Genomic DNA, 26,768 nt, shown 5'->3' with positions numbered 1-26,768 from the left:
GGAGGGAGCGACGCGATGACGATCCATCTCACCCACTGGGGCACATTCGAGGCGGAAACGGACGGGGACAGGCTCCGGTCGGTGCGGCCGTGGTCCCAGGATCCGGAACCGCCGCCGATGCTCGAGAACATCGTGGGCGTGCAGGATCACCCCGTCCGCATCACCCAGCCCCATGTGCGGCGCGGCTGGCTGGAGAACGGGCCGGGTGGCGCGGGGCGCGGTGACGACTCGTTCGTCCCGGTCTCCTGGGACAAGGCGCTCGACCTGCTGGCGGGTGAGCTGCGGCGGGTGTACGACGGCTACGGACCCGAGAGTGTGTACGGCGGTTCGTACGGCTGGGCCAGCGCGGGCCGGTTCCACCACGCGCAGAGCCAGGTGCACCGGTTCCTCAACTGCCTCGGCGGTTACGTCAGTTCGGTGAACAGCTACAGCCTCGGGGCGACCACCGTGCTGTTGCCGCACGTGGTCGGCCCGGCGTGGAAGATCATGGACGACTCGACGACGTACGAGGTGATCGCCGAGCACACCGAGCTGGTCGTCGCGTTCGGCGGGTTGTCCCCGAAGAACGCCGTCGTGGCTCCCGGCGGGGTCGGACGGCACGGGATGCGCTCGTGGGTCGGCGCCGCGCGGGCCCGTGGCTGCCGGTTCGTCTCGGTCAGTCCGCTGGAAGACGACACACATCCCGACGCCGAGGCGGAGTGGCTCGCGCCGCGCCCGGCAGGCGACGTCGCGCTGATGCTGGGCCTGGCCTATGTGCTGGACACGGAAGGCTTGGCGGACAAGGAGTTCCTCCGCCGGTACACCGTCGGCTACGAACGCTTCGCGGAGTATGTGCGTGGTTCGGCCGACGGGGTGCCGAAGACCCCGGAGTGGGCCGAGGCGCTCACGGAGATCCCCGCCGCACGGATCCGCGCGCTCGCCGGCGAGATGGCTTCGTCGCGCACGATGATCACGGTGAGCTGGTCGCTGCAGCGCACCCGGTTCGGTGAACAGCCGCTGTGGCTGGGCCTGGTGCTGGCCGCGATGCTCGGGCAGATCGGCCTGCCGGGTGGCGGGTTCGGGCACGGATACGGGTCTTCGGCCGTCGCGGGCATGCCGTTCCGCGCGGTGCCGCTGCCTTCGCTGCCCCAGGGGCGCAACGGCTGCGACACGTTCATCCCGGTGGCCCGGATCGCGGACATGCTGCTGAACCCCGGCCAGGAGTACGACTACAACGGGCAGCGGCTGACCTATCCCGGCATCCGGCTGGTGTACTGGGGCGGCGGGAACCCGTTCCACCATCACCAGGACCTCGCCCGGCTGCGGCACGCGTTCACCCGGCCGGACACCGTCGTCGTGCACGATCCGTTTTGGACGGCCACGGCGCGGCACGCCGACATCGTGCTGCCTTCGACGATGTCGATCGAGCGGGATGATTTCGGTGGTGGGTATGGCGATCCGGTGTTCGTGCCGATGCGGGCGCTGACGCGGCCGAACGCCCAGGCGCGCGACGACTACCAGGTGTTCGCCGATCTCGCGGCGCGGCTCGGGGTGGGGGAGGCGTTCACCGAAGGGCGGACTTCGCACGAGTGGTTGCGCCACCTCTACACAGGCTGGGCCGCCGACCGCGAACGCGAGGGGAATCCGGTGCCGTCGTTCGACGAGTTCTGGGCGAGCGAGGACGTGCTGGAACTGCCGGTGCATCCGAGGGAGCACGTCTCGCTGGCCGAGTTCCGCGCGGACCCGGACCGGAACCCGCTGCGCACCCCGAGCGGGCGGATCGAGATCTTCTCCGAGACGATCGACGGGTTCGGTTATCCGGATTGCCCAGGACATCCGGTATGGCGGGAACCCGAGGAGTGGCTCGGCGGCGAGCAGGCGAAGGCTCACCCACTGCACCTGATCGCGAACCAGCCGAAGACGCGATTGCACAGCCAGCTGGACCACGGCCCGCACAGCCAGGGGGCCAAGGTCGGCGGCAGGGAGCCGGTGCGGCTGCATCCGGCCGACGCGGCCGCGCGCGGACTGGCCGAGGGTGATGTGGTGCGGATCTTCAACGACCGCGGCAGCTGTCTCGCCGGGCTGGTGACCAGCACGGCCGTGCGCCGCGGTGTCGCGCAGCTGTCGACCGGGGCCTGGTACGACCCCGATCCGGCCGACCCGTCCGTCTGCCGCCACGGTAACCCGAATGTGCTGACCGCCGACCGTCCGACGTCCTCGCTGGCCCAGGGCTCTTCGGGACAGCACGCGCTGGTCGAGGTCGAGCGTTGTGCGGGGACGCCGCCGGAGGTGAACGCGCACCGGCCGCCGGTGTGACTACCGGCCCTCGCGCGCCCGCTCGCGGCGTTCCGCCACGTTCATCCAGGACGCCACGGCGATGAAGATCAGCGCGACGAACAGCACGATCGTGCCCGGCCACGACATGCGCACCGCCCAGGCCAGCCCGACCGCCACGATCAACAGCGCCCAGCCCGCCCACAGCCAGCGGGGAACGCGACGGCCGGTGGAGAACACAGTCAGGAGTACCGCGCCGGGCACCCCGGCAAGGAGGAACCGCCAGTACTCGCCGAGCACACTCAGCATCGCGCGTCCTCCTCACCACGGGGACAGGCCGGTCTTATGTCATTACCGGATGACGCGGCGCGGGACAAGCTGCGCGAGGGTGAACCTGGGAGAGGTGCTGAAGGACGCTTTCAGTGCGTTGGCCGCGCTGAAGGACGCCTTCAGTGCATTGAGTGCACCGAAGGCGTCCTTCAGCACTCCGGGCCCGACGACGTCAGTAGCGGACCGAGGTGCGTACCGGATAGTGATCGGACGGAAGCGTTCCGTCGCCATAGGACACCATCGAGACCGCGCCGACGTCCGCGAGCGGGCGTCCGCCGCCACGCAGCGCGCCGACGTAGTCCAGTGAGTCGCGGTAGGACGCGGGGACGGACTTGGCCGCGTTCGGGTTGGTGGCCGCGTCGAAGGTGTACTTCCCGGCGGGTGCGGTCCGCAGGACACCGTCGAGAGCCGCTTCGCCCTGCTGGGACTGGGTGCGGCCGAGGCCGTCCTTCCGGCCCTGCCCCGCCCAGTACTCGATGTTGAGGTCCCCGGCGATCGCGACCGGCTCCGTGGCCGGCGCGTACTTCGCGACCAGGCCGTGGATCTCGCCGAGCTGGGCCATCCGGATTTCGTGGGCCTTGGGCAGGGTGTCCGGCGCTTCGTCGGCCTGCAGATGGGTGCCGGTGAGCCACAGCGGCCTGCCGTGCGCGAGGATCCGGACCAGCGCGGCACCCTTGTTCGCGTAGTAGTCGGCGGTGCCCTGGTACGAGTTCCGGAACACCAGCTGGTGGCTTTCGGTGATCGGCCACTTGGACAGGACTGTCGCCCCGCCGTTGACCACGACCGGCGAGTTCGAGCAGTTACCGTCCACAGTGGACCATCCGGGCGCAGTCGAGCAGTACTGGCCCACCAGAGGGGTCTGGTACGGCCAGGCGTCGGCCAGCCGCTTGCGCAGCGACTCGGCCTGCGCGCTGAACGCCTCCTCCAGCACGACCACGTCGGTGCCGTTCGCGCGGATCACCTTTTCGGCGGCCTGTGCGCGGGCTTCCTTGTCGGCCGTGTTCGGACTGGCGATCCACGGCAGCTGCCAGAGATTGAAGCTCAGCACCGAAACCGAGGCCGTCGACGCCGCGTGGGCGGGTGTCGCGGTCAGCAGGGTGGCGACGAGCGTGGCGAGCGCGGCGAGTTTCCGCACGGGACATCCTTTCGCTGGCGAGTCAGGAAACCACGAAGGCCCGGGAGGTTCCGGAGAACGCGGTGATCCGCCCGTTCCAGCCGTTCTTCCAGTTCCCGAAGTGCACCACGCGGTATTTGCCGATCGGGGTGTTCGCGGGGATGTCCCAGGTAACGGTGGCTTGCGATTCGGCGACGAACTTCCGCGCCCAGTGGTACTTCGTGGCCCAGTCGCCGTCGTCGGCGTGGCGGACCCACTTCCCGTCGGCGAACCGCTGGATCTCCAGGAACGTCGAGCCGTGGCGGAGATCGTTCTTCGGATGCCCCGTCACGAACGTGACGCTGACCTGCTCGCCGCGCCGGTAGCTGGGTTTCGCCTCGGTCACGACGTCGCCGAAGTTCTTGAGCGCCGGGGCGCTGTCGAACACGACACCCGGCTGGAAGTTGACGAGCTTGCCGCGCAGGTCGCGGGGGACCGGCCCGTGCGGCACCGCCGTGCCTGCCTTCATCGCGGCCGCGAGCTTCGCGAACTCCTGCTGGTAGGCGGGCAGCGTGTACCGGCCGAAGAGGGTTGACGCGCCTTCGTACTGCTGGGAGTCGTACTCCTCGGGCGTCGTGACGTACTGGCTGTAGGCATTGGCGTAACCCTGCATCAGCACGTTTTCCAGTGGCACGCCGAGTTCGGCGGCAACGGTGCGCCGGATCCGCAGGCCCGCGACGATCGTGTACTCGGCGGGCCCGGCCACCAGATGCAACTGTCCTATTCGGACGATCTGCAGCGGGAGGACCTCCGGTGCCCACGGATACGGCTGCATGGCGCCGAACGGCACGGCGATCACCTTGGGCGCCTGCGCGTCGGCGAGCGCGCGCGGGATGGGCGCGTCGATCCCGCCGAGCCAGTCGATGAAGGGGTTCTTCACGCCCTCGGGCAGGGGAAGGCCCGGTCCGTCCTCGGTGCTGCCCGCGAGCATCGACACTCCGATCGCCGCGGTGCAGGTCCGCTGCGGACGTCCGTTCGGCGTGTACTTCGCGTCGACGGCGAGATCGGACATGTCGACGTAGCACATCCGATGATCGACGCCGCCGACAACGTCTTCGCCCGCCCCGTCGAACGCGCGTTTCGCGGCCTGAAACTGGAGTTCGCCGATGCGCCGGGTGTTCTCGAACTCCGTGTCCGCCGTACCTGGCTTGAGATTCAGGTTCGGCGTCATGTCGCCGGAGTTGGTCTGCGCGAACGCCGCGACGAAACCCGGGCCGCCGTCGAGGTAGCGGACCCCGGCGTGCTCGTGTTCCCAGGTGTAGGCCGCGTATCCCTTGTTGTCGCTGCTGATCAGATGATTGCCGTTGCTCATCGACGTCCCGTGGGTGGCGAACCAGGTGATCGCGCCGACGTCGGTGCCGCCGCGCCGGAAGCGCAGCACGGTCACCGCCGGGTCGATGGACAGCGGGAAATGGTCCTTGTCCGCCTTCGGGTTCAGCTCGAACGCGGTGCGGGAGCGGTTCGCGCTGGCGTCGGTCAGCTCGGTGCGGCCGAGGCTGATCGACCCCGGCGCGAGATCCGCGTGCGCCTGGCTGATCGCCGCCACGATCCCGTCGACGACGGCGTCGTACACCTGCTCCTGAAACCCGAGGATCGACAGGTCGTAGGCCGCGTAGTGCGAGTCGCCGCCGCAGGCGGAATGCGTGTGCGTGGCGTTGAGCAGGACGTTCCGCTCGGTGTAGAGATCCCCGAACTTCGCGGCGAGCTTCCGCAGCACGCCCTGGTGCACGGACTGGAACAGGGCGCCGAGTTCCGCGGTGACGAACGCGATCCGGCGCGGGCCGCCGGCGATCACGAACGCCCGCGCGCGGGTGCGCAGGTGGATGCCCGCGGTCTGCTGCTGCGGCATCGAGTAGCCCATCATGCCGTTCTCCGCGGCGGGCCCGGTGACATCGGCGATGCCGGCACCGACGAGGAAACCGCCGCCCGGTTCAGCCGAAGCGGACGCGGCCGTCGCACCGAGGAAGCCGGTGGCGAGCGGGAGCGCGGCGGCCCCGGCCAAGACGTGTCGACGACTCACCGGCATCGGTGACTCCTCCCGCTAACGTGAAGCGCTTTCGCGTTTGCCGGGACCGTACGTGATCGCCTTCACCCTGGCAACCCGCGAACGTCGGTCCGGGGGAGGTGCTCGCCGATCAGGCGGGTGCGGCGATCCGCCACAACGAGGTCGGCGTTTCGCCGTCGCCCTCGCGGGATTCGAACGCGAGCCAGCGGCCGTCCGGCGACCAGCTCGGCGCCCCGCTGTACCAGGTGGGCGCGTGCGTGACCTGGACCGCCGCGCCGCCGTCGGCCGGGATCACGAACAGCTGAGCGTGCGCGAGCCCGCCACGGTCGGAGGAGAACACGATCCTGCTGCCGTCCGGCGACCAGCTCGCGTCGGTGTCCTCGCCCGCGCCGGAGGTCACCGCCCGCGACGGGCCGCCGTCAGGGGTGATCGTGCGCAGCTTCCAGTCGCCGGTCGCGCCGCGCGTCTGGAACACGATCCGGTCACCACGCGGGGACCAGTTCGGCTGGCGGTTGTCCGTGCCGGTGCCGGGCCCGTCGGCCAGCCGGGTCAGCCCGCCGCCGTCCCGCCGGACCTTCCAGATGCTGCCGAGCGCGCCCGGCCCGCTCTGGTCGAGGTTCTCCTGAAAGACGATCCACTGGCCGTCGGGCGAGAAGCTCGGCTCGGTGAACCCGCGCGGGCCGGTGTGCGCGGTGACCCGCTGCCGCCCGCCGCCGTCCGGCCGGATCGTCCAGATCTCGTCGAGATCGGTGCCGTCGAAGGAAAACGTGATCAGCCCGGCCGCCGCGTTCCAGCTGGAGCCGGGCAGGTTGACCGCGCTCTGGTCGCCCTGCTGGAACAACTGCCGCGGGATGCCGCCGGGGGCGAACCCGAGCAGTTCGAGCGCCGCGGGCCCGGCGTTGTAGCCCCGCGGGAACTGGGTGAACACGACCGTCGCGCCGTCGGGGGAGAACGCGGCGTTCTGCGCGCTGGCCGGGCCGGTGGGCCGGTACAGCAGTTCTGCGCCGTCCGGCCGGGTCGTCGACGGGGCGGCGTGCGCGGGCGCGGCCGTCGCGAGCAGGAGCGCCGCGCCGCACACCATGGCTGTCGATCTCCACGTCATCGTTGTCCCCCAAGGAGTTCCGGTGTCACCGTTCATCCTCGGGCACGGGCTGTCCCGGGCGCATGGGAGCGGTGTCCCGACTTGGCGGTGGTGTCCAGGGCCGTCAGCGTCGCCTTGATCGCGGGCCGGGGGAACGCGCTGGCCCGCCAGAGCGCGAAGATCCGCCGCCGCGGTGCGGGGCTCAGCGGCACGAACCGGACGCCGCGGGGCACCGGATCGCGGCCGAGGCGGGGGATGAGCGCCGCGCCCAGCCCGGCGGCGACCAGGGCGAGCTGGGTCGAATGCTCGGACGCGGTGTGCGTGATGCGTGGCTCGGCGCCGAGTTCGCGGAGCTTCGACGTCAGCCAGTCGTGGCAGATCTGCCCGGCGGCCCAGCCGATCCAGCGCTGATCACGCAGTTCGGCCGGCTTCAGGACGTCCCGATCGGCGAGTGTGTCCTGAGTGGACAGCGCGACGTCAAACGTGTCTTCGGCCAGCGGGCGGCGGGAAAGGCCGTCGGGAACCGGCAACGGCGCGTCCGGCCAGTCCTGGACGATCGCGATGTCGAGATCGCCGCGCGCGAGCGCGGGGAGGGACTCGTGCGGTTCGTGCTCGGACAGCCGGACGTCGAGGTCCGGATACCGTTTTCGCAGTGCGCGCAGGGCATCGGGCAGCAGGCCGCGCGCGGCCGTGGCGAACGCGGCGATCGTCACCGCGCCGGTCACCGCGCCGCGATGCTCGGCCAGATCCGCCTCGATCAGTTCGACCTGGGTGAGCAGCCGCTCGGCGTGGTCGGCGAGCAGCGTGGCGGCGTCGGTGAGCCGGACGCCGCGGCCTTGCCGCTCCAGCAGGCGTTGCCCGATCTCGCGTTCCAGCCTGCTCAGCTGCTGGGACACCGCCGACGTGGTGACGTGCAGGGCCTCGGCGGCGCCGCGGACCGAGCCGGTGCGGGCGACGGCGTGCAGCACCCGGAGGCGTTCGAGATTCAACACATTAGCGATACTAAGCGGTCGGGGGAAGAAAGTCTCGATTGTCTTAACAGGGCCGAGGCCGCAGGGTGGACGGAGACCTCACGGCCACAAGGAGAATCTTTCGTGTCTTCAGTCGAGACCACCCTGCGCATCGGCGGCGACCTGCCCGTCCACCGGCTCGGCCTCGGTGCCATGCGCCTGCACAGCACCACGCCCGCGGTACGGGCCGCGTCGATTTCGACCGCGCGCCGCGCCGTCGAAATCGGCGTCACCTTCATCGATACGGCCGACGCCTACGAGCTGGGGCTGAACGAGGAAATGCTCGCCGAAGCCCTGCATCCGTATCCGGACGGCCTGGTGATCGCCACCAAGGGCGGGCACGCCCGGCCCGGCGGCGCGTGGGTGCCGCTCGGCCGCCCGGAATACCTGCGCCAGCAGGCCGAGCTGAGCCTGCGCCGGCTGCGCGTCGAGCGGATCGACCTGTACCAGCTGCACCGCGTCGATTCGAAGGTCCCGTTCGCCGAGCAGATCGGCGCGCTGCGGCAGCTGCGGGACGAGGGCAAGGTCCGGCACATCGGCCTTTCCGAGGTCTCGGTGGAGCAGCTCGTCGAGGCCCAGCGCATCACCCCGATCGTCAGCGTCCAGAATCGGTACAACCTCACCGATCGCGCGTCGGAAGCCGTGCTGGAACACTGCGAAGCGCATGGGATCGCGTTCATCCCGTGGCTGCCGATCAAACCCAGCGTCACCTCCGACGGCCCGCTGGCCGAGATCGCCGCCCGGCTGGGCGCGACCCCGGCTCAGGTGGCGCTCGCCTGGTTGCTGCGTCGTTCGCCGGTGCTGCTGCCCATTCCCGGCACGTCGTCCACGCGGCATCTGGAGGAGAACTTCGCGGCGGCAGGTCTCGAACTATCCACAAAGGACTACTCTGGGTTGGACGCGCTGGTGCGCGCCTGAGGCCCGCTGGTACGTGTGGGACTGCTGAGTCCACTGTGGATCGATGTTGTCGTTGTCGCGCCTTCACCTTTCACCCACCCCGGTAGCCCGAGTTGCGAAGTCGCCGGAGTCACCTTTGATGGAACTGTCAGCGGGTCCGCTCGGGCCCGATCCGGCCCGGGCGCACACCGGGTTTCACGGAGTGGGTGAAAGGAGTGCCGATGGGTATCGATTTCGAAGACATCAAGAACAAGGTGAGCGGCGAACACGTCGACAAGGCCGCCGACCTCGCGAAGTCCAAGTTCGGCGAGCACGCCGACAAGATCGACACGGTCGCCGAAAAGGCCAAGGGCTTCCTCGGCGGCGAATCCGGCGGGCAGCAGCAGGAATCCGGCTCCGCCGAGGGCGGTCAGGAACCGCAGCGCGGCGAGAACCCGGAAGAGGGGAATTACGGCCGCTGAGCCGCAGCGAGGTTTTGTGCGCGGCGTTCCGGAAGTCGCGCGCGAGAAGCATCGAGGGCTGTGAAGGGGTCCTTCATGGCGTCCAACGCGCTGAAGGGCCACTTCACGGCACTGAAGTCCACAAAGGACAAGCGCCCACCCTGTGGCACCGCCTTCACGGCATTGTGCGCGCTTCCTGTCGCGAACGCTCCGTTGGGGATGATCAGCGTCCCGAACGGAGCGTTCGCGACAAAGGGGCGCGGTCGTCAGCTCGGCTCAGCCGCTCGCCCGGGACCACCGGGGCCGCAGCACCCGGCGTCGCGTAGCAGGTTCCTCGGTGGGCACGGCCGGCGCATTCGGCGGGGTGCCGTAGATCGCCTCGGCGACCGAGAGCTTCAGCTGACGGCAGCGCCGCATGACCGAGGCCGGAAACCCGTTCCCGTCCGGGCGTTCCGGTATCTCCGTCGACAGCGCGTCGAGCGGTGTCCACCCCGAGCCGAGGTCGGCCAGGCTCCGATGTTTGGTCGCGTAGTAGTCGGGCGAAACGCTGAGCGCGACCCCGGTCGCCCCGGCGGCCGCGGCCACCAGGTGCAGGTGGTAGCGCGTGGAGATCCAGGTCTGCCCGGGTGCCACGGGCACCCCGTGCCGCCAGACGTCCCGGAACGGGTGGAACTCGGCGCCGTCGAGCTCGTGTTCGAGCAGGACGTGGACCGCGCGATCCACCCGCGGAATTCCTTCCACGACGGCGATCTGACCGGGTTCGGCACGCCAGGCACGCAGCATGCCGAGTACCCTTGCGGCCAATGTGGACACTTCGAGGTCGCCGATGTCCGACTGCACGCACAAAACGAATTCGCGGGCCCGGGAATGTGCCGGCGGCTCGGGGAGATCGAGAAACGCGTCGTCACAGGTGCGGTACGCGGCGGCGGACCCGGCCAGCAACTCCGCTGACGGATCGTCGCGGACGTCGACCACGTCGAACCGGTCGGCGAGCGAGCGCAGGAGGTGGGTCGCGCCGCTGGGGCACGGCATGAATCCCTGGCCGGTCATGGCCGCGCGTCCGCCGGAGCGCCGGGCCGCGGCGGCCGCGCCCGCGATCAGGCCGATGTGCCGGGGCCACAGGGCGTTGAGGTAGCCGCCGCCGATCAGGTGCACGACGTCGGCGCGGCCGAGCAGGGCGATTCCCGCGTCGCGTCGCGGCGCGCGTCCGGGATCGTGCACGACCTCCTGCACCCACGCGGCCACTTCCCACGGATCGTCCGACGGCGCCTCGCCGCACAGGCTCCACAAGGTGTCGACGCACCGCAGGCGGGGATGCAGGTCGCCGAGCAGCAGTTGCGCGGGTCCCGGCGAATGGCAGTCCAGCCAGACCTCGGCGTCCGGCTCGGTCCGCGCGAGATGACGCAGCCACGTCGCGGCGATCAGCTCGTCGCCGAAGTTCGGGTAGCCGCTGGGTCCCACGAGGTAGTGGCAGCGGCTCGAACGCTCCACTGTGGACAGCGTCGTGCGGGCGGGCAGTCCGTGCTGTCCGCCCGCACTGTCGCGACAGGTCACCGCGCGACGCTGATCTGGGTGTTCAGTGCCTGATCACCCTGCGCCTTCTCGTTTCCGGTCGCTTCTTCCTTGACGCGGTCCTTGGCCACGCCGTGCCCTTCGAGGTCGGTGGCGATGGCCTGCGCGCGCTTCTCCGACAGCGTCTTCGCCTGCTGTGCGTCGGGATAGCCGGCGTGCGTGGCGACGGTGATCTTGACATCGTTGCCCTGCAACGCCTTGGCGATCTGATCCAAGGTCTGCTTTCCCTTGTCCGTCAGATCCGCCTTCTGCGGTTCGAAGGTGAGGGGGCTCTGCTGAAGCGCTTGCTCGATCGCCGAGTTCACCTGCCCGGCGGCACCGTTCGCCGCACCCTGCCCGGCCGAGCTGGGAGCGCCGGCGCCGGAAGACGCGGCGGCGCTCGAACCGGACGCCCCGTTGGAGCCGTTCGAGTCCCCGGATCCGCAGGCGGTGACCGTGGCGGCCACGACCGCCGCGCCCGCCACCGCCTGGACAATTGTCCTGCGCATGAAGTGCACTCCCTCGTCTGTGGTCTCCGGCTGCTGACGCTGGGATACGAACACGGACGGCCTAGCGCGGCAACTACGGAACAACGGGTGGGTCAGGTGCCGGTTGTCACCCTCACGAGGGGCGATCGCTGCGGACCGGGTCGCGGATCCCCCGGCCGGGGCCGAAAACCGGATGGCGTGCCGCGCGGGGGAAGCCGCCGCGGAGTTCCCCCGAACGAAGGGTCGATCGACGGCGCCCGTCGCGGTAGGGAAGCGACGGGCGCAGGGGTCCTGATAGTCCCTTTTGTCCCGGCGAGCACCGGTTTGCTTGGTTGAACTAGGTCTTGCTCAGTCAAGCAAGACGCGCTAGGGTTTTGCTCATGCCAGCAAAAAGCAGTTCGGACAAGCAGGGCGGGCGGACGTTCATCGAGTCGGCCCGCCGGGCGCAGATCGTGGACGCGGCGATCGAGGTCATCGCGGACCAGGGGTACGCCGGTGCCAGCTTCGCCAAGATCGCCAAGCAGGCCGGGCTGAGCAGTACCGGGATGATCTCGTACCACTTCAAGGGCAAGGACGACCTGATCCGCGAGGTCGTCGCCGAGGTGCTGCGTGTCAACGGCGAGTTCCTGCTGTCCAAAATGGACACCGAGACCAGTATTCTCGGCAGGCTGCGGCTCTACATCACCACCCGGGTCGCCCTGCTCGACGAGTACCCGAAGCACCAGCGTGCCCTGCAGACGATCGTGAACGCGGTGCACAACGAGGACCCGGAGCTGCGTGGCCTCGCCCCCGCCATGGCCGCGTTCGCCATCGAGCAGGAGAAGCGGATCCAGCTGGGGCAGCGGCAGGGCGAGATCCGCGAACTGGACGCGCGGGTGCTGGTGCTCGCGGTGAACGGGGCCCTCGATCAGATCACCAACCAGGCGGCCGTCGATCCGGACTTCGACACGGCGGCGTGCGCCCGCGAGCTGGCCGACCTCTTCGACCGGGCCGTCCGGAAGCAGTGACCGGCACCGTGCCCGCCTCCACCCCAGACGACAAGGACGAAACCATGACTGTGGAAGCATCCTCCCCGGCCACCCCGGTGGAACGGACCCACCGTGAGAAGACCGCGGCGTTGCGCAAGCATCTGGTGCTGCAACTGCTCCTCGAGCTGGTGTTGCCGCTCGGCGGCTACTACGGCCTGCGTGCCGCGGGCCTGAACCAATGGCTGTCGCTGGTGGGCGGCGCCCTGCTCGCCCTGCCGATGATCGGGTACACGCTGGTCAAGCAGCGCAGGGTCGACCCGCTCGCCCTGTTCACGCTGAGCCTTGTCCTGCTTGGCGCGCTGACCTCGATGGTGACCGGGGACCCCCGGCTGCTGCTGGTCCGCGACAGCTGGATCTTCGGCGCGCTCGGCCTGTGGGTGCTCGGCTCGCTGCTGACCCGGCAGCCGTTCATGCGGTCGATGGCACGCACGATCGTCACCGTGAAGATCGGCGCCGAAGGGCACCGGCAGTGGGACTCCCGCTGGGACACCGAACCGGCGTTCCGCAGGCATCTGCGCGTGGTGACCTTGGTGTGGGGGCTGGGTTTCTGCCTCGACGCGGTCGTCCGCGTGATCCTCGCCTACAGCCTGCCGATCGACTCGGTCCCGCTCGTGAGCACCTTGCAGTGGCTCGTGGTGCTCGGCGGGCTGATCGCCTTCCACATCCGGTACGTCACCAAGCACGGCCTGAAGGTCTGAGGCGGGTATGGACGCGGACGTCATCGTCGTGGGCGCCGGGCCGACCGGGCTGGTGCTGGCCAGCGAACTGGACCTGGCCGGAGCGCGCGTCGTCGTCCTGGACCGGCTGGCCGCGCGAAGCCCGCAGTCGAAGGCGCTGAACCTCCAGCCGCGCACCGCCGAACTGCTCGACGCGCGGGGCTGGCTGGCGCCGATCGCCGAGCGGGCCTTCGCGAACGTCCCCGGCGGGCACTTCGCGGGGCTGCGCCTGGACTACGCGGTCTTCGACACCCGGTTTCCTTACCAGGTGGGTATTCCGCAGGGCCGGGTCGAGGAGGCACTGGAAGCCCGGCTCGCCGGTGCGGGTGTCCCGGTGCTGCGGGGCACCGAGCTGCTTCGGCTGGAGCAGGACGCCGACGGCGTCGCCCTCGCAGTCGGCGGCCCCGAGGGGAAGTGGACGCTGCGCGCGGCCTACGCGGTCGGTGCCGACGGCGGGCGCAGCCGGGTGCGCAAGGAGCTGGGCGTCGCCTTCCCCGGCAGGGACGGGCGGGTTTCGATGGCCGTCGCCGACGTCGTGCTGGCCGAGGATCCGAGGCTGCCCACGGAATGGCGGATACCGAACCTCGAACCGTCCGCGAGCAGGTCGGGTTTCCTGATCCCGTTGGAGGACAACGCGTACCGCTTCGTGTTCGCGAGCCAGGAGCAGCAGGAGCTGGGCCGCGACGCGCCGATCACCGAGGAAGAGGTCCGGGCCGCCCTGCGCGACGCACACGGGGACGCCGCGAAGCTGCTCCACATCCGTTACGCTTCGCGGTTCACCGACGCCTCCCGGCAGGCCGAGCACTACCGGACGGGCCGGGTGTTCCTCGCGGGGGACGCCGCGCACATCCACTCACCGGCGGGCGGGCAGGGGCTGAACCTCGGCGTGCAGGACGCGTTCAACCTGGGCTGGAAGCTCGGCGCGGCGGTCGCGGGCTGGGCGCCGGAGGGCCTGCTCGGCACCTACCACACCGAACGGCATCCGGTGGCCGCGCGGGTACTGCAGAACACCCGGGCGCAGGGCGTGCTGCTGGTGCCCGATCCGGACGTGCTCGCGCTGCGGGCCATCACCGCCGAACTGGCCGCAACCCCGGACGGGAACCGCCTGCTGGCGGGCATGATCTCCGGTCTGGAGATCCGCTACCACATGCCGGACGGCCCGGCCCATCCGCTGCTGGGCGCCCGGCTGCCGGACGTCGAGCTGCACTCCGGGCGTGGCCTGCTGCTCGGCGGACCGCCCGGGATCGCCGACGGCTGGCGGGACCGGGTGGACCACACACCCGGCGACCCCGGCGATGTCCGCCTCGTCCGGCCGGACGGCTACGTCTGCTTCGCCGGTGACCCGGACGGGCTTCGCGACGCACTGGCCCGCTGGTTCGGTGCTCCTGCCGGGGTTTAGCCGCTGTCTACAAAGGACGTATGGGGGCGGTCGTGACGTGGGTGCCTCCCTGAGGGACTCTGGGTCCCTCAGGGAGGCACCCACGGACCTGCCCGTCGCGACCTTGGACAAGCACGGCCGGGGCCTGCCAGGTGGCAGCGCATGTCGCGAACGCTCCGTTCGCGACGATCAACGTCCCGAACGGAGCGTTCGCGGCAAAGGTAGGACGCTGCGCCACACGGTGCCGATGTCGTGAACGGCGCGTTCGGGACGTTCAGCGTCGCCAACGACGCGTTCGGGACATCGTAGGTGTCTCGCCGGGGCGCCGGGAGCTGCGGCCGCGGCGTCGTCCTTCACGACGGTGAACGAATCCTTACCCGGTAACGAGTTCGCCGGGCCGGTCAGGAGCGCCAGGGGCGGGGGTCGGCCCGCACCAGTGACCACACCTGGCCGTCCTGGCGCCCGCCGTTGACCGGGTACTCGCTGCGCAGCAGGCCCTCCTGCGTCATGCCGAGCCGTTTCGCCACCGCCGCGCTGGCTGCGTTGTCCACCGCGTTGCGCCATTCCACCCGCGCCATGCCCCGCGTGTCGAAGGCCCAGTCGGCCAGGTGCTGGACGGCCAGGGTGATCAGCCCCTTTCCCTGTGCCCACGGTGCCAGCCACACCCCGAGCTCGCAGTTTCCCGATGGCACGTCGAACACGCGGAACATCACCCCGCCCGCCAGCTCGCCGCGCAGCCGGATGCCCCAGATCCTGCCGCTGTCGGCGGCCTGGAGATCGGCGTAGCGCTGGAGGTACGCGCGGGCGCTTTCGGTGTCCACCACGACGGCCGCCATCCCGACCCACGGCTTCAGGTGCTCGCGGATCGAGTCGATGTGCGCGGCGAACTCCTCGGCCTGCCAGGGCTCCAACGTCGTCAGTTCGGCGTCCTCGCGCAGGGATCGGGTCAGCATCGGCGGCCTCCGTCTTCGGTGTCCTGGTGATCGACCAGCTCGGTTCGGAGATTACGCACTGGCACCGACACGAACGAAGGGGTCCGGTGCGTCGACGTTCGTACGCGCGGTCCGGCCATGGGCCGTTTCCTGTGCCAGAGTGCGGTCATGAACGCGATCGAGGTCTGCCTGTCCGTCTTCGGCGGCGTCTGCCTGGCCACCTGGTTGTTGTCGATCACGACGCGGGAGTACTCCTGGATCGACCGGATCTGGTCGATCGTGCCGGTGGTGTACGTGGCGATCTTCGCGGGTGCCGCCGGGTTCACCGACGCCAGGCTGGACACGATGCTGGTGCTGACCGCGTTGTGGGGCGCGCGGCTGACGTTCAACTTCGCGCGGAAGGGCGGCTACGCGCCAGGGGGAGAGGACTACCGCTGGGTGATACTGCGGGAACGCATGTCCCCGGGGCGGTTCCAGCTGTTCAACCTGTTCTTCATCACGATCTACCAGAACGCGCTGCTGCTGTTGATCACGCTTCCGGCGTACACCGCGCTGGGAAACCGGGCGCCGTTCGGGGCCGCCGACGTGATCGCCGCTGTCCTCTTCCTCGCGTTCCTGGCAGGCGAGACGATCGCGGACCAGCAGCAGTGGACGTTCCACCAGTGGAAGCACGCCGAGATCGCGGCAGGGCGCGAGCCACAGCCGCGGTTCCGGCGGACCGGCCTGTTCCGCTACTCGCGGCATCCGAACTTCTTCTTCGAACAGGCCCAGTGGTGGACCGTGTTCGCCTTCGGCGCGATCGCGGCCGGGTCGGTGCTGCAGTGGACGGTGGCCGGGCCGGTGCTGCTCACGCTGTTGTTCGTCGGCTCGACGCGCTTCACCGAGAGCATCAGCCTCGGCCGTTACCCGGAGTACGCGGACTACCAGCGCACCACCTCGGCGCTCGTCCCGTGGTGGCCGCGCGCCGCGCGCTGACGGGAAAAGGCCAGGTCAGCGGCGCCGCTGTGATCGGAACGAAACAATGCGTGTGAGATGTCTCGCACTGGGTAGTCCTTTTGGACCGGTCCGGTAACGGAGTGCTCCCGGTAGGGAAGGAGAAGCCCAGTGTCAGGTACCGCACTGGCGGCCGTCGACTTCGGTCAGGGCGTGTCCAACGCCTGGAGTTCGGTCGTCACATTCGTTCCGAAACTGCTCATGTTCCTGGTGATCCTGCTCATCGGCTGGCTGGTCGCGAAGGCGATCGCGAAGCTCGTGAGCCTCGCGCTGGACAAGCTCGGGTTCGACCGGCTCGTCGAGCGCGGCGGGATCAAGCAGATGCTCGCGCGGAGCAAGTACGGCGCCGCCGACATCATCAGCAAGCTGCTGTACTACGCGGTGCTGCTGATCACCCTGCAGATCGCGTTCGGCGTGTGGGGTCCGAACCCGGTGAGTTCGCTGCTCAACGACATCGTCGCGTGGCTGCCGCGGGCGGTCGTGGCGATCATCATCGTCGTGGTCGCGGCCGCGATCGCCAGGGTGGTGAAGGATCTCGTCGGCAACGCGCTGGGCAGCGTGTCCTACGGCGGGGTGCTCGCCACCATCGCCTCGGTGTTCATCTGGGGCCTCGGCGTGATCGCGGCGCTGAACCAGATCGGCGTCGCCGTCACCGTCACCATGCCGGTGCTGATCACCGTGCTCGCCACGGCGGGCGGTATCGCGGTGGTCGGTGTCGGTGGTGGCCTGATCCGGCCGATGCAGCAACGCTGGGAGCGGTGGCTCGGCCGGGCCGAGGCGGAGATCCCCGCCGCGAAGGCGCAGACCGAGGCCTACCAGCGGGGTCGTGAGGACGCCCGTCGCGCGGGCACCGTGCCGTCCGAACAGACGGCCGTGCACCAGCCTGCGGGCACGGCGAGCCAGCACACGCGCAGCGATCCGGCCACCGACCCGCACGGCATGCCCCGGCCTGGTCAGGAGCCACCGGGGCCGATGCCCCCGCCGCCGGGACTCGGCGGCTGACCGGTCCGGTCCGCGGGAGCACGACGGGTAGGGCGGTCCGGCCGCCCTACCCGTTTTCCGCGAGGGGATCGGCGCGCGGGGTGTCGATCGTGGCGGCCAGCGCGCACACCCCGACCAGGCGGGTGGTCAGCCAGTCCGCGGCCGTCCACGCCGGGAGGTCGGCGGGCACCCGCAGCGTCCAGCCGCGGCCGGTGGCTTCGTCGAGCAGGCCGCGCGCGTACCCGGCGAGCAGTACGACCCCGGCGACCGCGGCCGAGGTCTCGACACCCGAGGCGAGGATGTCGCGGACAGCGGCGGAGTGCTGGTCGAGGGCGGCGGCGAGCCCGGGAACCGCCGCCGCGGCGGCGAGCCCGGCGGTGCCGAGCCGCTCGTTGAGTCCGGCGAGGGTCCGGCGGGCGGACGACTCCACCCAGGACGTGACGAGTTCTCTCACCGCACCAAGGTAACCGCGCCGGTACCGTGGCCGGCATGCGGATCCGGGAGTTCGCCGAGGCCGACTGGCCGCGGGTGTGGCCGATCGTCGAGGAGATCGTGCGGGCGGGGGAGACCTACACCTACGACCCGGCGATGACCGAGCCCCAGGCTCGCGACACCTGGATCGAGGCGCCACCGGGACAGACGGTCGTCGCGGTCGACGACGGCCGCGTCCTCGGCACCGCCAAGATGGGCGCGAACCGGCCGGGGCCGGGATCGCACGTGGCGACGGCGAGCTTCATGGTCGCCGCGGACGCGCGCGGCCGGGGCGTCGGCACCGCGCTGTGCTCGTTCGCGCTCGGCTGGGCCAGGGAGCGCGGGTTCGCGGGCATGCAGTTCAACGCCGTGGCCGCGTCCAACACGGCCGCCGTCGAGATCTACCGGCGGCTCGGCTTCGAGATCGTCGGCACGGTCCCCGGCGCGTTCGAACACCCGGCGCTGGGACGTGTCGGCCTGCACGTCATGTACCGCACCTGCTGAGCACGCCGGTCGCGGCGTCGAACCGGACCGGTCCGCGGATCCGTGTAGGGGGACGTGGGCGACGAAGGTGAGCTGATCGCCGGGCGCTACCGGCTGGTGGCCAGGATCGGCCGCGGTGCCATGGGCGAGGTGTGGCAGGCCCGCGACGAACGGCTGGATCGCGTGGTCGCGGTGAAGCGCCTGGCGCCCTGTGCCGAGCCCGGCGCCGCGACGGCGGACCGGGCGATGCGGGAGGCGCGGGTCGCGGCCCGGTTGCGGCATCCGCACGCGATCACCGTGCACGACGTCGTCGAACACGACGGGTTGCCGCAGCTCGTCATGGAGTACCTGCCGTCGGAGAACCTCGCCGCCATTCTCCACAGTGGACAGACGCTGCCGGAGGGGTCCGTCGCGGCGATCGGGGCGCAGGTCGCGTCCGCGCTCGAAGCGGCGCACGCGGAGGGGATCGTCCACCGCGACATCACCCCGGGCAACATCCTGATCGCCCCGGACGGTACCGCGAAGCTCGCCGACTTCGGCATTTCCCGCGCGGTGGGGGAAAGCACGGTGACCGCGGGCGGATACATCGCGGGCACGCCGGCGTATCTCGCGCCGGAGGTGGTGTGCGGGGAGGAGGCCGGGTTCCCGTCGGACGTGTTCTCGCTCGGCGCGACGCTGTATCGGGCGCTGGAGGGCAGACCGCCGTTCGGCACCGGCAAGAACGCCATGGACCTGCTGCGGCGCGCCGCTCGCGAGGAGGTCGGCCGCCCCGCGCACCCCGGGCCGCTGTCCGATGTGCTTTTGGCTCTGCTCCAGCGAAATCCGGCCGATCGCCCGGTGATCACGCGTGCCCGCGAACTGCTCGGTGCCGTCGCCGAAGGACACCCCGGCCCGGCTCCGGGGGAACGCACGAAAGTACTGCCGCCGCGGCGGCGATGGCGCTGGCACCGTGCCGCGGTGCTGGGAGCCCTCGCGATGGCTCTGCTCGCCTCGGGAGTGCTGATCGGCAGCAGGATCGGCCGTGGCACGCCGGAGGCCCGTGCCACGTCGCCGGTTCCGCCACGCCCTTCCGCGTCCGCACAGGCCGGGTGCGACGCGCGGTACGAGGTGACGGACTCCTGGCCGGGTGGCTATCAGGTGCTGGTGACCGTGCGCGGCGAGGACGGCGCGAACCTGACGGGCTGGGCGGTGAGCTGGGCGCTGCCCGCCGGGCACCGCATCGGCACCCTGTGGAACGGCACGCTCGCCCAGCGGGGCACCACGGTCCGGGTGACCAACGCGCGGTGGAACGCCGTGGTGCGGCCCGCCGGGGCGACGTCGTTCGGCCTGATCGGGCTGACCCGTGGCGACCACGCCGCCCCGCCGGTGCTCACGTGCCAAGCGTTGTGACGCAAGGAAAAGCGGTCAGTAGTCGTCGCGTCCGGTGAACTGCTGCTCCAGCAGCTCGGCGGACCCGGCGACCAGCTCCAGCGGATCGAGAAACTCGTTGATGTCGAGGTTGATCAGCGGCAGCGAGTGCCGCAGCACGATGTGGTCGCCCATCACGGCGGCACCGCCGACGACGATGGTGTTGCCGATCTCGGCGAGCACGGCGTGCAGGTCGACCTCGTCCGCGCGGGCGAACGGTGTCGCGATCTGCACCCAGTCCTCTTTCTGGTCGAAGATCTCGTGCGCGATGACCACGACCTGGGCGCGCTGCTCGGTGTCGGGGTCGCCGTCGCTGAAGACGAGCCGGATCCGGATCTCGTCAGGCTCGTCCCGGACGACCCGGTACGACTGCCTGATGAAGGTGACCAGATCACGCCACTCCGCCATGGAGTTCCTCCGTTCTCGTGCGTGAGCGTTCAGCCTAGCGAGAACCCCCGCGGACCAGTCCCGCATTCGCCCGGATGGCTACCGGTCCGGGCGACGAGCCCGCGCGGCGTGACATCCGGGGCCTCGGCGCACAACACGCGCCACTAGGGTGAGGCGATGGGGTCGATCAAAAAGGTCCAGGTCACCTTCGACTGCGCGGAACCCGAGCGCGTCGCCCGTTTCTGGTGCGAGGTGCTGGGATACGTCGTGCCACCGCCCCCGGAGGGGTTCGCCACTTGGGACGATCACGAACGCTCGCTGCCGGCCGAGCGGCAAGGCGCGGGGTTCGTCTGCATGGATCCCACAGGGGTGGGCCCTCGGCTGTACTTCCAGCGCGTTCCCGAGGGCAAGGTCGTCAAGAACCGGGTGCATCTCGACGTGCGGGTCGGCACCGGGCTCGTGGGTGAAGAGCGTGTCGCCGCCCTCGAAGCGGAGTGTGCGCGGCTGGTCGCGCTCGGCGCGGTACGCCTGCAGCTGCTGCGTGCCGACGAGTACAACGAATCGTGCCTCGTGATGCAGGACGTCGAGGGTAACGAGTTCTGTCTCGACTGAGGAGTCACCGGTGCCAGGCGGGCGTCCGGAGCCTGCTGCGGGCGAACTGCCGGACGGCCTGGGTGAAGGGGTGTTCCGGCCGGTCGGCGGCCAGCGGACGGCGGCGGTTGATCGACGCCGGGACGTCGAAGGTGAACGGGAGCCTGGCCGCGACCGGATGCCGCACGATGGCGTCCTGTTCGGCCGGGCTCGGGAGCGTGCGCGTGTCACACCGGTTGAGCACGACCGCGCGGCTCGCCCGCGGATAGCCGAGCAGGTCCAGCACGCCGAGCACGCGACGGAGGCCGATCAGCGCCGTCCGCTCCGGACCGGCCAGCACGACGTGGGACTGCGCGCAGTCCAAAGCGGACAGAACCGGCGAGGACAGCTGGGCGGGGGTGTCGACGACGACGTGGTCGTAGACCTCGGCCAGCGCGGCGAGCAGTTCCCCGGTCCGGTGCGGGGGAATCGGTTCCTCCTCGCCGGGTCGCGCCGGGGCGAGCACGCAGTCGACGCCGGCGCGGAACGGCGTGACCAGCCGCGCGAGGTCCGCGGGCAGCCCGGCGGTCTGCTGCCGGGGCCTGCCTGCCGGAAGGCCGAGCGCGGTGGTGAGATCGCCGGTGAGGACGTCGAGATCCACCAGGCACACCCGGGGTGACAGTTCACTGAGGACGACGGCGAGGTTCGCCGCGAAGGTCGTCTTCCCGTGCCCGCTCGTGGCGGCGGTGACGGTGACGATCCGGCCGCGTGCCCGATGCCGCCCCGGCGTCTCGGCCGAGACGCGCCGCAGCAGGGCGCACACCCCGGACAGCGCCGCGTCGTCGCCGGGCGCGACGAGCGCGCGGATCCCGGCCTGTCCGGCGCGGCGGCGCAGCTCCGGGCCCGCCGTCCGCACCAGGACGATCCGCACCGCGGGGTGCGAGGCGCGCAGCCGGACCGCGAACCGCAGCACATCCTCGACGTCCGGGCCCGCCCCGACGACCACGATCGTCTCGCCGGGATCGTCCGACAGCGCGCGCCGCACGGCGTCGAGACCGGGCACGGTGCGGACCTCGCCGTCGAGCGAGGACGCCAGGCGCAACGCGGTCGTCGTGTCCGCCTCGCAGAGGATCGTCATCGGTCCCGGCTCCTTTCGGCGGTTTCCCTTGGCTCCCATGGCTCGCGAAGAAGTGTGCGGCGGCGGACGCCGTCCCGGCTTCGGGCGAGTGACCCGGGACCGGCCGTGCCACCCGGCCCTTGCCGGGACTCCGCGCGGGTGCTAGGCGCGCGGCGCGACCGGGTCTATCGGCCCTATCGCCGGTTCCGGGGCGGCGAGCATCGTGAACCGCACACCACGGCTCGCGAAGGAACAACATGACGGATCCATCGGGCTTCGAGGTGCTCGGCCGTGAGCAGTGCGTCGCCCTGCTGGCCACGGCGCCGATCGGCCGAGTGGTGTTCACCCACCGCGCGCTGCCCGCGGTGCAGCCGGTGCGGTTCTCGGTGCGGGACGGCGCCGCCGTTTTCGCCGTGCCGTCCGGAAGTGCCGTGTTCGCCGCGATGCTGGACACCGTCGTCGCGTTTTCCGCCGACGACGTCGACGTGTCCGGGGGCTGGTTCGTCACCGCGCTCGGCAGGGCGCACGAGGTCCGTGACCCCGCGGCGACCGCCGAGCTGGTGGCCCTGCCGCTGACGACGTGGATCCCCGCGCCGGGCGACCGGTATGTCCGGGTTCCGCTCGAAGCGGTGTCGGGCCGCCGGATTTCGGCGGTCCGTCCGTAACGAACCACTGTCCGTAGTCGACTGGATCTACAGAAGGCTGGTCGGCGGCCCGCTGTGGTGCGATCCTCGACGGGTGCCCGGACGCCGTCCGGGATGGGTGACACCAGCGGGACCCGTGGGAGCCGTGGACGAAACCGGTGTGCCGAAACTGCTCGACGCGGTGGTCGCCATCGCGCAGGATCTCAGCCTGCCCGATCTCCTCCGCAAGATCGTGCGCGTCGGTGGCGAATTGGTCGGCGCGCCCTACGGCGTGCTCGGCGTGCTGGGCCCCGACGGCACGTTCGACGAACTGGTCGAGCACTACCGCGAAGGCCCTTCCCCGCTGCCGGAGCGGGACGGCGAGCCGCCGCGGCGGCTGAGCGAACTCCACGCCGCGGCGCCGGAACATCCGCTCGCGCGGTCGTTCCTCGAAGCACAGATCCGCGTCCGCGACCGGCTTTTCGGCTACCTCGGGTTCGCCGGGAAGGACGAGTTCAGCGCCTACGACGAGGAGGTGCTCGCCGGGCTCGGCGCGGCGGCGGGGGTCGCGATCGAGAACGCGACGCTGTTCGACGAGGTCCAGCGGCGGGAGCGGTGGCTGGAGGCCTCGTACCACGTCACCGGTGCGCTGCTGGCCGAGCAGGACCTCGTCTCGACCCTGCGGCTGATCGCCGAACGCGCCAGGGTCGTCGCGGGTGGTTCGGCGGGCGCGGTGGCGCGGCCGCTGGGCCCGGACCGGGCGGAGCTGGTCTTCGAGGTGGTCGAACCGCGGGGCCAGGACGCCGACCGCCTCGCCGGGCTGCGGGTGCCCACGGAGGGCACCGCGACGGGCCTCGCGTTCACCAGCGGACATTCCGTGGTGGTGCGGGACTACGGCGAATACGTCGAAGCGCAGCAACGCGGCAAGGTCGCTTCGCTGCCCGCGATGGTCCGTGACCTCGACTCCACCATCGCCGTCCCCCTCATCGTCGGCGACGAGACCCTCGGCGTGCTGCTGGTCGCGAAGTTCCGGGACAAGACGCCGTTCACCGACTTCGACGTCCAGCTGGCCGAGACCTTCGCCGCGCACGCCGCGCTCGCCGTCGAGTTCGCCCGCGCGCAGGAGGACCGGCAGCGGCTCGCGGTGTTCCAGGAACGGGACCGGATCGCGCGCGATCTGCACGATCTGGTGATCCAGCGGCTGTTCGCCACCGGGCTCGGCCTGGAGGGGCTGAGCCGGATGATCACCGAACCCGCGGTCGCCGACCGGGTGACCGGGTTCGTGCAGGACCTCGACCGGACGATCCGGGAGATCCGCAACAGCATCTTTTCGTTGCAGGAGCCGGAAGAGGTCCAGGGCAGCCTGCGGTCCGAGCTGCTGCGCGTCGCGCTCGACAGCGGGAACGCTCTCGGCTTCGAGCCGAGGATCGGGTTCGACGGGCCGCTGGACGCCGCGGTCGGCGGCGCCGTCCGCGGCGACCTCGTGGCCGCGCTGCGGGAGTCACTGTCCAATGTGGCCAGACACGCCGGGGCGACCGAGGTCGCGGTGGACGTCGCGGTCGACCGGTCCGGGCACGAGCTGCGGCTCACCGTCGCCGACGACGGAGCCGGTATCCCCGAGGACCCCGCGCGGCACAGCGGGCTGGCCAACCTGGCCGAGCGTGCCGCCCGCTGGGGCGGGACGTTCTCCGCGCGGCGGCTCGACGGCGGCGGCACCGGCGTCGAATGGACGGCGCTGCTCAAGCAGTCCACTGTGGACACCACTGAGGAAGCCGGGCCCCCGGGAGAGGAGTGCGAAGAATGACCATCTCGGTGTTCCTGCTCGACGACCACGAGCTCGTCCGCACCGGGCTGAAGACGGTGCTGGAGGCCGAGGACGACATCCGTGTCACCGGTGAGGCGGGTTCGGCGGCCGAGGCGCTCGTGCGTGTCCCGGCGGTCCGCCCGGACGTCGCGATCCTCGACGTCCGGTTGCCCGACGGTGAGGGCGTCAGCGTCTGCCGGGAGATCCGCGCCGCGCTGGACCCGCCGCCCGCCTGCCTGATGCTGACGTCCTATTCGGACGACGACGCCCTGTTCGGCGCGATCATGGCCGGGGCGGCCGGATACATGCTCAAGCAGGTGTCGGGCAACTCGCTCGTCGCCGCGGTGCGTACGGTGGCGGCGGGCGGGTCGCTGCTGGACGTCACGCTCACCGCGTCGGTGCTGAGCAGGCTGCGCGGCGAGACCGAGACCCCGGATCCGGGGTATGAACAGCTCAGCCCGCAGGAGAAGCGGGTGCTGGATCTCATCGCGGACGGGCTCACCAACCGCCAGATCGCCGCCGAGCTGTATCTCGCGGAGAAGACGGTGAAGAACTACGTCTCCTCGCTGCTGCACAAGCTCGGCTTCGAACGCCGCACGGCGGCCGCGGTCTACGCGGCCAACCGCAGGCAGCGGCCGTCCCGCTGAGCTCAGGCCTTGCGGCGGCGTTTGGGGGCACCGCCGCGCAGCACGCGCCGCAGATCGGTGAGGGCGCGGTGCTGCATGACCCGTACCGCGCCCGCGCTGCTGATCCCGAGCGCCGCCGCGGTCTCCTCGGCGCTGAAACCGAGCACGATCCGCAGGACCAGCACTTCGCGGGGGCGGGCGGCGAGCCCGTCGAGCAGGGCCGAGATCCGGTCGAGCCCGTCGGCCTGTTCGACGTCTTCCAGTGTCGGGTCGCTCGGCCCGTTCCGCGTGCCGGGGTCGGGGTCGGCCGTGGGCGCGGACGGGTCGCGGGCCTTGGTCCGCCGCGCGTCGGCGACCTTGTGCGCGGCGATGCCGAAGACGTACGGCAGGAACCGGCTGGTGTCGTGCCGGTAACGCGGCAGCCCGGCGAACACCGCGAGCAGCACCTCCTGCGCGCAGTCCTCGGCGCCGGCGTAGCCGTTGTGCCTGCCGCCCAGATGCCCGAGGCAGTACCGCAGGACGATGGGCCGGAGTTCGGCGAGCAACAGGTCGATGGCCACGCGGTCACCGTCGACCGCGGCGCGGACCAGCCGCTCGTCGGGCTCGTAGGGCCGGGAGACACCGGCCGCGCGCGGAATCGGCTGGGGAAGTGTGGTCGTCACGCGCCCGCACCTCCCGCGCCGGCGCGCTCCCGTCGCAGCGGGACCGGACCGTCCATGGAGAACACCCTTGCCACCCCGACCACCCCTCTCGTCGCGGATCGCGTGATAGCCCGTTCGACGGTACGGAGTGCACCCTCCCCGCGCGCCGGTCAAGAAGCCCGCCGAGCCCGGGTCTTTGGGCCCTGGTGCGGCGGGGTTCCCGGCGCTCCGGCCGTAATTCGCGAACTGCGGGAAACTTTCGTTGGTCCCGTCCTCCGGTGCCGGTAATCTCCCCTGCAAGGAAAATCCGGATGTCGCGATGCGAGGTGGCCGTGCTGGATGTCATCGGACTGCGGGAGGTGGACGTCGCGGTCTACGCCGCGTTCGCCGGGCGGAAGTCGATGACGCTCGCCCAGTTGCGCGCCGAAACCGGGCTGAGCACGCAGCGGCTGACCCCGGTATTGCGCGGTCTCACGGAAAAGGGCCTGCTGGTGCGGTTTCCCGGCGCGCCCGCGGCGTACGCGGCGGTGAACCCCGGTGTCGCGCTGGACGCGATCTTCCGCCGCAAGGAACAGGAACTCGAACACGCGCGGATGGTGGCGTCACGGCTGCAGGAACGGCACCGGGAAGCACCGGGGAAAAATCCCGTCGACCTGATCGAGGTCGTCCAGGGAAACGAGGTCATCGCCGAACGGGTCGAACAGCTTTTGCGTTCGGCGCACCGCGAGGTCGTATTCGTCGACAAACCGCCGTATACGCGGCTGCCGACGGTACTGCACCCGGCCGAACAGGAGCTGTTGAACCGCGGAATACGCTTTCGCGGTGTCTACGACAAAGGCGCGCTGGAATTGCACGACCTCGTCGCGGATCTCGAAGCGGGACTCGCGCTGGGGGAGCAGGCGCGTGTGGTGTCGCACGCGCCGCTCAAGCTGATCGTGGTCGATGCTCACGTCGGGCTCGTCCCGTTGCGGTCCGGTTCCCCGCAGGTCGGCACCGCGCTCGTCGTCCACCCGTGCAGCCTGCTCGACGCGCTGTCGGCGCTCTTCGGTTTTCTCTGGGATACCGCGATCCCGTTGCGGCTGCCCGGCGGCGGTGAGCAGGGCGGTGAGGCGCCGGCGTTCGAGGACACCCGGCTGCTCGCCCTGCTCACCACCGGAATGCCGGACCGGAGCATCGCGAAACAGCTCGGCCTGAGCTACCGGACGTTCCAGCGGCGGCTGCAGAACCTGATGAGCACCCTCGGCGCGGCCACCCGGTTCCAGGCCGGGCTCCAGGCGGGGGGGCCGGGGGGGGGGGGCCCCGCCGGGGGGGGCCGCCCCCCCCGCGCCGGGGGGGGGCGGGCCCGGGGGGGGGGGGCAAACCCCCCCCCCCCCCGCGACCGCCCCCAGCCCCCGGGTCACGGG

At 70.9% G+C, this 26,768-nt stretch carries 27 protein-coding genes; 15 read left to right on the top strand and 12 right to left on the bottom strand.

Going from position 1 to position 26,768, the window contains the following annotated elements:
• Window positions 1-15: 15 nt before the first annotated feature.
• Window positions 16-2,295, top strand: coding sequence for a molybdopterin-dependent oxidoreductase (locus ACFW0G_RS41055; protein WP_378330948.1), 2,280 nt, complete (start codon window positions 16-18; stop codon window positions 2,293-2,295).
• Here the strand turns inward: ACFW0G_RS41055 and ACFW0G_RS41050 are convergent, their stop codons facing one another.
• The 5 genes from ACFW0G_RS41050 to ACFW0G_RS41030 all read right to left on the bottom strand — a co-directional run bounded on the left by ACFW0G_RS41050 (window position 2,296) and on the right by ACFW0G_RS41030 (window position 7,814).
• Window positions 2,296-2,562 (bottom strand): hypothetical protein, encoded by a 267-nt coding sequence (locus ACFW0G_RS41050; protein WP_378330947.1) that lies wholly within the window; start codon window positions 2,560-2,562, stop codon window positions 2,296-2,298.
• A gap of 193 nt (window positions 2,563-2,755) precedes the next feature.
• Window positions 2,756-3,718: a sphingomyelin phosphodiesterase gene (locus ACFW0G_RS41045; protein WP_378330946.1), complete on the bottom strand. Its 963-nt coding sequence runs from the start codon at window positions 3,716-3,718 to the stop codon at window positions 2,756-2,758.
• Window positions 3,719-3,740: 22 nt separating this feature from the next.
• Window positions 3,741-5,762 (bottom strand): neutral/alkaline ceramidase, encoded by a 2,022-nt coding sequence (locus ACFW0G_RS41040; RefSeq protein WP_378330945.1) that lies wholly within the window; start codon window positions 5,760-5,762, stop codon window positions 3,741-3,743.
• A gap of 109 nt (window positions 5,763-5,871) precedes the next feature.
• The gene (locus tag ACFW0G_RS41035) at window positions 5,872-6,843 is read right to left on the bottom strand and encodes a hypothetical protein (protein ID WP_378330944.1); all 972 of its coding nucleotides are present in this window, start codon (window positions 6,841-6,843) and stop codon (window positions 5,872-5,874) included.
• A gap of 32 nt (window positions 6,844-6,875) precedes the next feature.
• The gene (locus ACFW0G_RS41030; protein ID WP_378330943.1) at window positions 6,876-7,814 is read right to left on the bottom strand and encodes a LysR substrate-binding domain-containing protein; all 939 of its coding nucleotides are present in this window, start codon (window positions 7,812-7,814) and stop codon (window positions 6,876-6,878) included.
• 102 nt (window positions 7,815-7,916) lie between these two features.
• On the opposite strand from ACFW0G_RS41030, the gene ACFW0G_RS41025 reads away from it, so the two are divergent.
• Window positions 7,917-8,750, top strand: coding sequence for an aldo/keto reductase (locus tag ACFW0G_RS41025; RefSeq protein ID WP_378330942.1), 834 nt, complete (start codon window positions 7,917-7,919; stop codon window positions 8,748-8,750).
• 200 nt (window positions 8,751-8,950) lie between these two features.
• A complete protein-coding gene (locus ACFW0G_RS41020) occupies window positions 8,951-9,190 on the top strand; it encodes an antitoxin (RefSeq protein WP_378330941.1) in 240 nt (79 codons plus the stop codon).
• Between the two features lie 255 nt (window positions 9,191-9,445).
• Here ACFW0G_RS41020 and ACFW0G_RS41015 read toward each other — a convergent pair whose 3' ends face one another.
• Both ACFW0G_RS41015 and ACFW0G_RS41010 read right to left on the bottom strand, forming a co-directional pair.
• The gene (locus tag ACFW0G_RS41015) at window positions 9,446-10,723 is read right to left on the bottom strand and encodes a polysaccharide pyruvyl transferase family protein (protein ID WP_378330940.1); all 1,278 of its coding nucleotides are present in this window, start codon (window positions 10,721-10,723) and stop codon (window positions 9,446-9,448) included.
• Window positions 10,720-11,229 carry an OmpA family protein gene (locus ACFW0G_RS41010; protein WP_378330939.1) on the bottom strand — a complete coding sequence of 170 codons (510 nt, stop codon included), beginning with the start codon at window positions 11,227-11,229 and terminating at the stop codon, window positions 10,720-10,722. Before ACFW0G_RS41010 ends, ACFW0G_RS41015 begins: the two co-directional genes overlap by 4 nt.
• A gap of 359 nt (window positions 11,230-11,588) precedes the next feature.
• Between ACFW0G_RS41010 and ACFW0G_RS41005 the strand changes: the two genes are divergently transcribed.
• The 3 genes from ACFW0G_RS41005 to ACFW0G_RS40995 are packed head-to-tail and all read left to right on the top strand — an operon-like array spanning window position 11,589 to window position 14,351.
• The gene (locus tag ACFW0G_RS41005) at window positions 11,589-12,215 is read left to right on the top strand and encodes a TetR/AcrR family transcriptional regulator (protein ID WP_378330938.1); all 627 of its coding nucleotides are present in this window, start codon (window positions 11,589-11,591) and stop codon (window positions 12,213-12,215) included.
• 44 nt (window positions 12,216-12,259) lie between these two features.
• Complete coding sequence (locus ACFW0G_RS41000) at window positions 12,260-12,934, top strand: VC0807 family protein (RefSeq protein ID WP_378330937.1); 675 nt, start codon at window positions 12,260-12,262, stop codon at window positions 12,932-12,934.
• Window positions 12,935-12,941: 7 nt separating this feature from the next.
• Window positions 12,942-14,351: an FAD-dependent monooxygenase gene (locus ACFW0G_RS40995; RefSeq protein ID WP_378330936.1), complete on the top strand. Its 1,410-nt coding sequence runs from the start codon at window positions 12,942-12,944 to the stop codon at window positions 14,349-14,351.
• Between the two features lie 380 nt (window positions 14,352-14,731).
• Here ACFW0G_RS40995 and ACFW0G_RS40990 read toward each other — a convergent pair whose 3' ends face one another.
• Window positions 14,732-15,283, bottom strand: coding sequence for a GNAT family N-acetyltransferase (locus tag ACFW0G_RS40990; protein ID WP_378330935.1), 552 nt, complete (start codon window positions 15,281-15,283; stop codon window positions 14,732-14,734).
• A 147-nt stretch (window positions 15,284-15,430) separates the two neighbouring features.
• Here ACFW0G_RS40990 and ACFW0G_RS40985 point away from each other — a divergent pair, with 147 nt between their 5' ends.
• The gene (locus tag ACFW0G_RS40985) at window positions 15,431-16,237 is read left to right on the top strand and encodes a DUF1295 domain-containing protein (RefSeq protein ID WP_378330934.1); all 807 of its coding nucleotides are present in this window, start codon (window positions 15,431-15,433) and stop codon (window positions 16,235-16,237) included.
• Window positions 16,238-16,366: 129 nt separating this feature from the next.
• Entirely contained in the window at window positions 16,367-17,257 is an 891-nt protein-coding gene (locus tag ACFW0G_RS40980; protein WP_378330933.1) for a hypothetical protein, read from the top strand.
• A 46-nt stretch (window positions 17,258-17,303) separates the two neighbouring features.
• Here the strand turns inward: ACFW0G_RS40980 and ACFW0G_RS40975 are convergent, their stop codons facing one another.
• Complete coding sequence (locus ACFW0G_RS40975; RefSeq protein ID WP_378330932.1) at window positions 17,304-17,690, bottom strand: DUF6401 family natural product biosynthesis protein; 387 nt, start codon at window positions 17,688-17,690, stop codon at window positions 17,304-17,306.
• Between the two features lie 35 nt (window positions 17,691-17,725).
• Between ACFW0G_RS40975 and ACFW0G_RS40970 the strand changes: the two genes are divergently transcribed.
• On the top strand, window positions 17,726-18,211 hold the full coding sequence (locus ACFW0G_RS40970) for a GNAT family N-acetyltransferase (RefSeq protein ID WP_378330931.1): 486 nt from the start codon (window positions 17,726-17,728) through the stop codon (window positions 18,209-18,211).
• A gap of 54 nt (window positions 18,212-18,265) precedes the next feature.
• The gene (locus tag ACFW0G_RS40965) at window positions 18,266-19,579 is read left to right on the top strand and encodes a serine/threonine-protein kinase (protein ID WP_378330930.1); all 1,314 of its coding nucleotides are present in this window, start codon (window positions 18,266-18,268) and stop codon (window positions 19,577-19,579) included.
• A 15-nt stretch (window positions 19,580-19,594) separates the two neighbouring features.
• On the opposite strand, the gene ACFW0G_RS40960 is transcribed toward ACFW0G_RS40965, so the two are convergent.
• Window positions 19,595-20,005 (bottom strand): hypothetical protein, encoded by a 411-nt coding sequence (locus ACFW0G_RS40960; RefSeq protein ID WP_378330929.1) that lies wholly within the window; start codon window positions 20,003-20,005, stop codon window positions 19,595-19,597.
• 156 nt (window positions 20,006-20,161) lie between these two features.
• Here ACFW0G_RS40960 and ACFW0G_RS40955 point away from each other — a divergent pair, with 156 nt between their 5' ends.
• Entirely contained in the window at window positions 20,162-20,596 is a 435-nt protein-coding gene (locus tag ACFW0G_RS40955; RefSeq protein WP_378330928.1) for a VOC family protein, read from the top strand.
• 4 nt (window positions 20,597-20,600) lie between these two features.
• On the opposite strand, the gene ACFW0G_RS40950 is transcribed toward ACFW0G_RS40955, so the two are convergent.
• Window positions 20,601-21,692: a CpaE family protein gene (locus ACFW0G_RS40950; protein ID WP_378330927.1), complete on the bottom strand. Its 1,092-nt coding sequence runs from the start codon at window positions 21,690-21,692 to the stop codon at window positions 20,601-20,603.
• A 236-nt stretch (window positions 21,693-21,928) separates the two neighbouring features.
• Here ACFW0G_RS40950 and ACFW0G_RS40945 point away from each other — a divergent pair, with 236 nt between their 5' ends.
• From ACFW0G_RS40945 to ACFW0G_RS40935, 3 genes are all read left to right on the top strand, one after another.
• Entirely contained in the window at window positions 21,929-22,336 is a 408-nt protein-coding gene (locus ACFW0G_RS40945) for a pyridoxamine 5'-phosphate oxidase family protein (protein ID WP_378330926.1), read from the top strand.
• A gap of 124 nt (window positions 22,337-22,460) precedes the next feature.
• A complete protein-coding gene (locus ACFW0G_RS40940; protein WP_378330925.1) occupies window positions 22,461-24,098 on the top strand; it encodes a GAF domain-containing sensor histidine kinase in 1,638 nt (545 codons plus the stop codon).
• Window positions 24,095-24,745: a response regulator gene (locus ACFW0G_RS40935; protein ID WP_378330924.1), complete on the top strand. Its 651-nt coding sequence runs from the start codon at window positions 24,095-24,097 to the stop codon at window positions 24,743-24,745. Before ACFW0G_RS40940 ends, ACFW0G_RS40935 begins: the two co-directional genes overlap by 4 nt.
• Window positions 24,746-24,747: 2 nt before the next feature.
• On the opposite strand, the gene ACFW0G_RS40930 is transcribed toward ACFW0G_RS40935, so the two are convergent.
• Window positions 24,748-25,314, bottom strand: coding sequence for a sigma-70 family RNA polymerase sigma factor (locus ACFW0G_RS40930; RefSeq protein ID WP_378330956.1), 567 nt, complete (start codon window positions 25,312-25,314; stop codon window positions 24,748-24,750).
• Window positions 25,315-25,697: 383 nt separating this feature from the next.
• Here ACFW0G_RS40930 and ACFW0G_RS40925 point away from each other — a divergent pair.
• Window positions 25,698-26,768 (top strand): helix-turn-helix domain-containing protein (locus ACFW0G_RS40925; protein WP_378330923.1); only part of this gene is annotated, 1,071 nt, incomplete at its 3' end.

The sequence above is a fragment of the Amycolatopsis sp. NPDC058986 genome (assembly GCF_042741125.1).
GTDB lineage: Bacteria > Actinomycetota > Actinomycetes > Mycobacteriales > Pseudonocardiaceae > Amycolatopsis.
The sequence above is the reverse complement of the archived record's forward strand: the minus strand, read 5'-3'. Positions and strand labels throughout refer to the sequence as shown.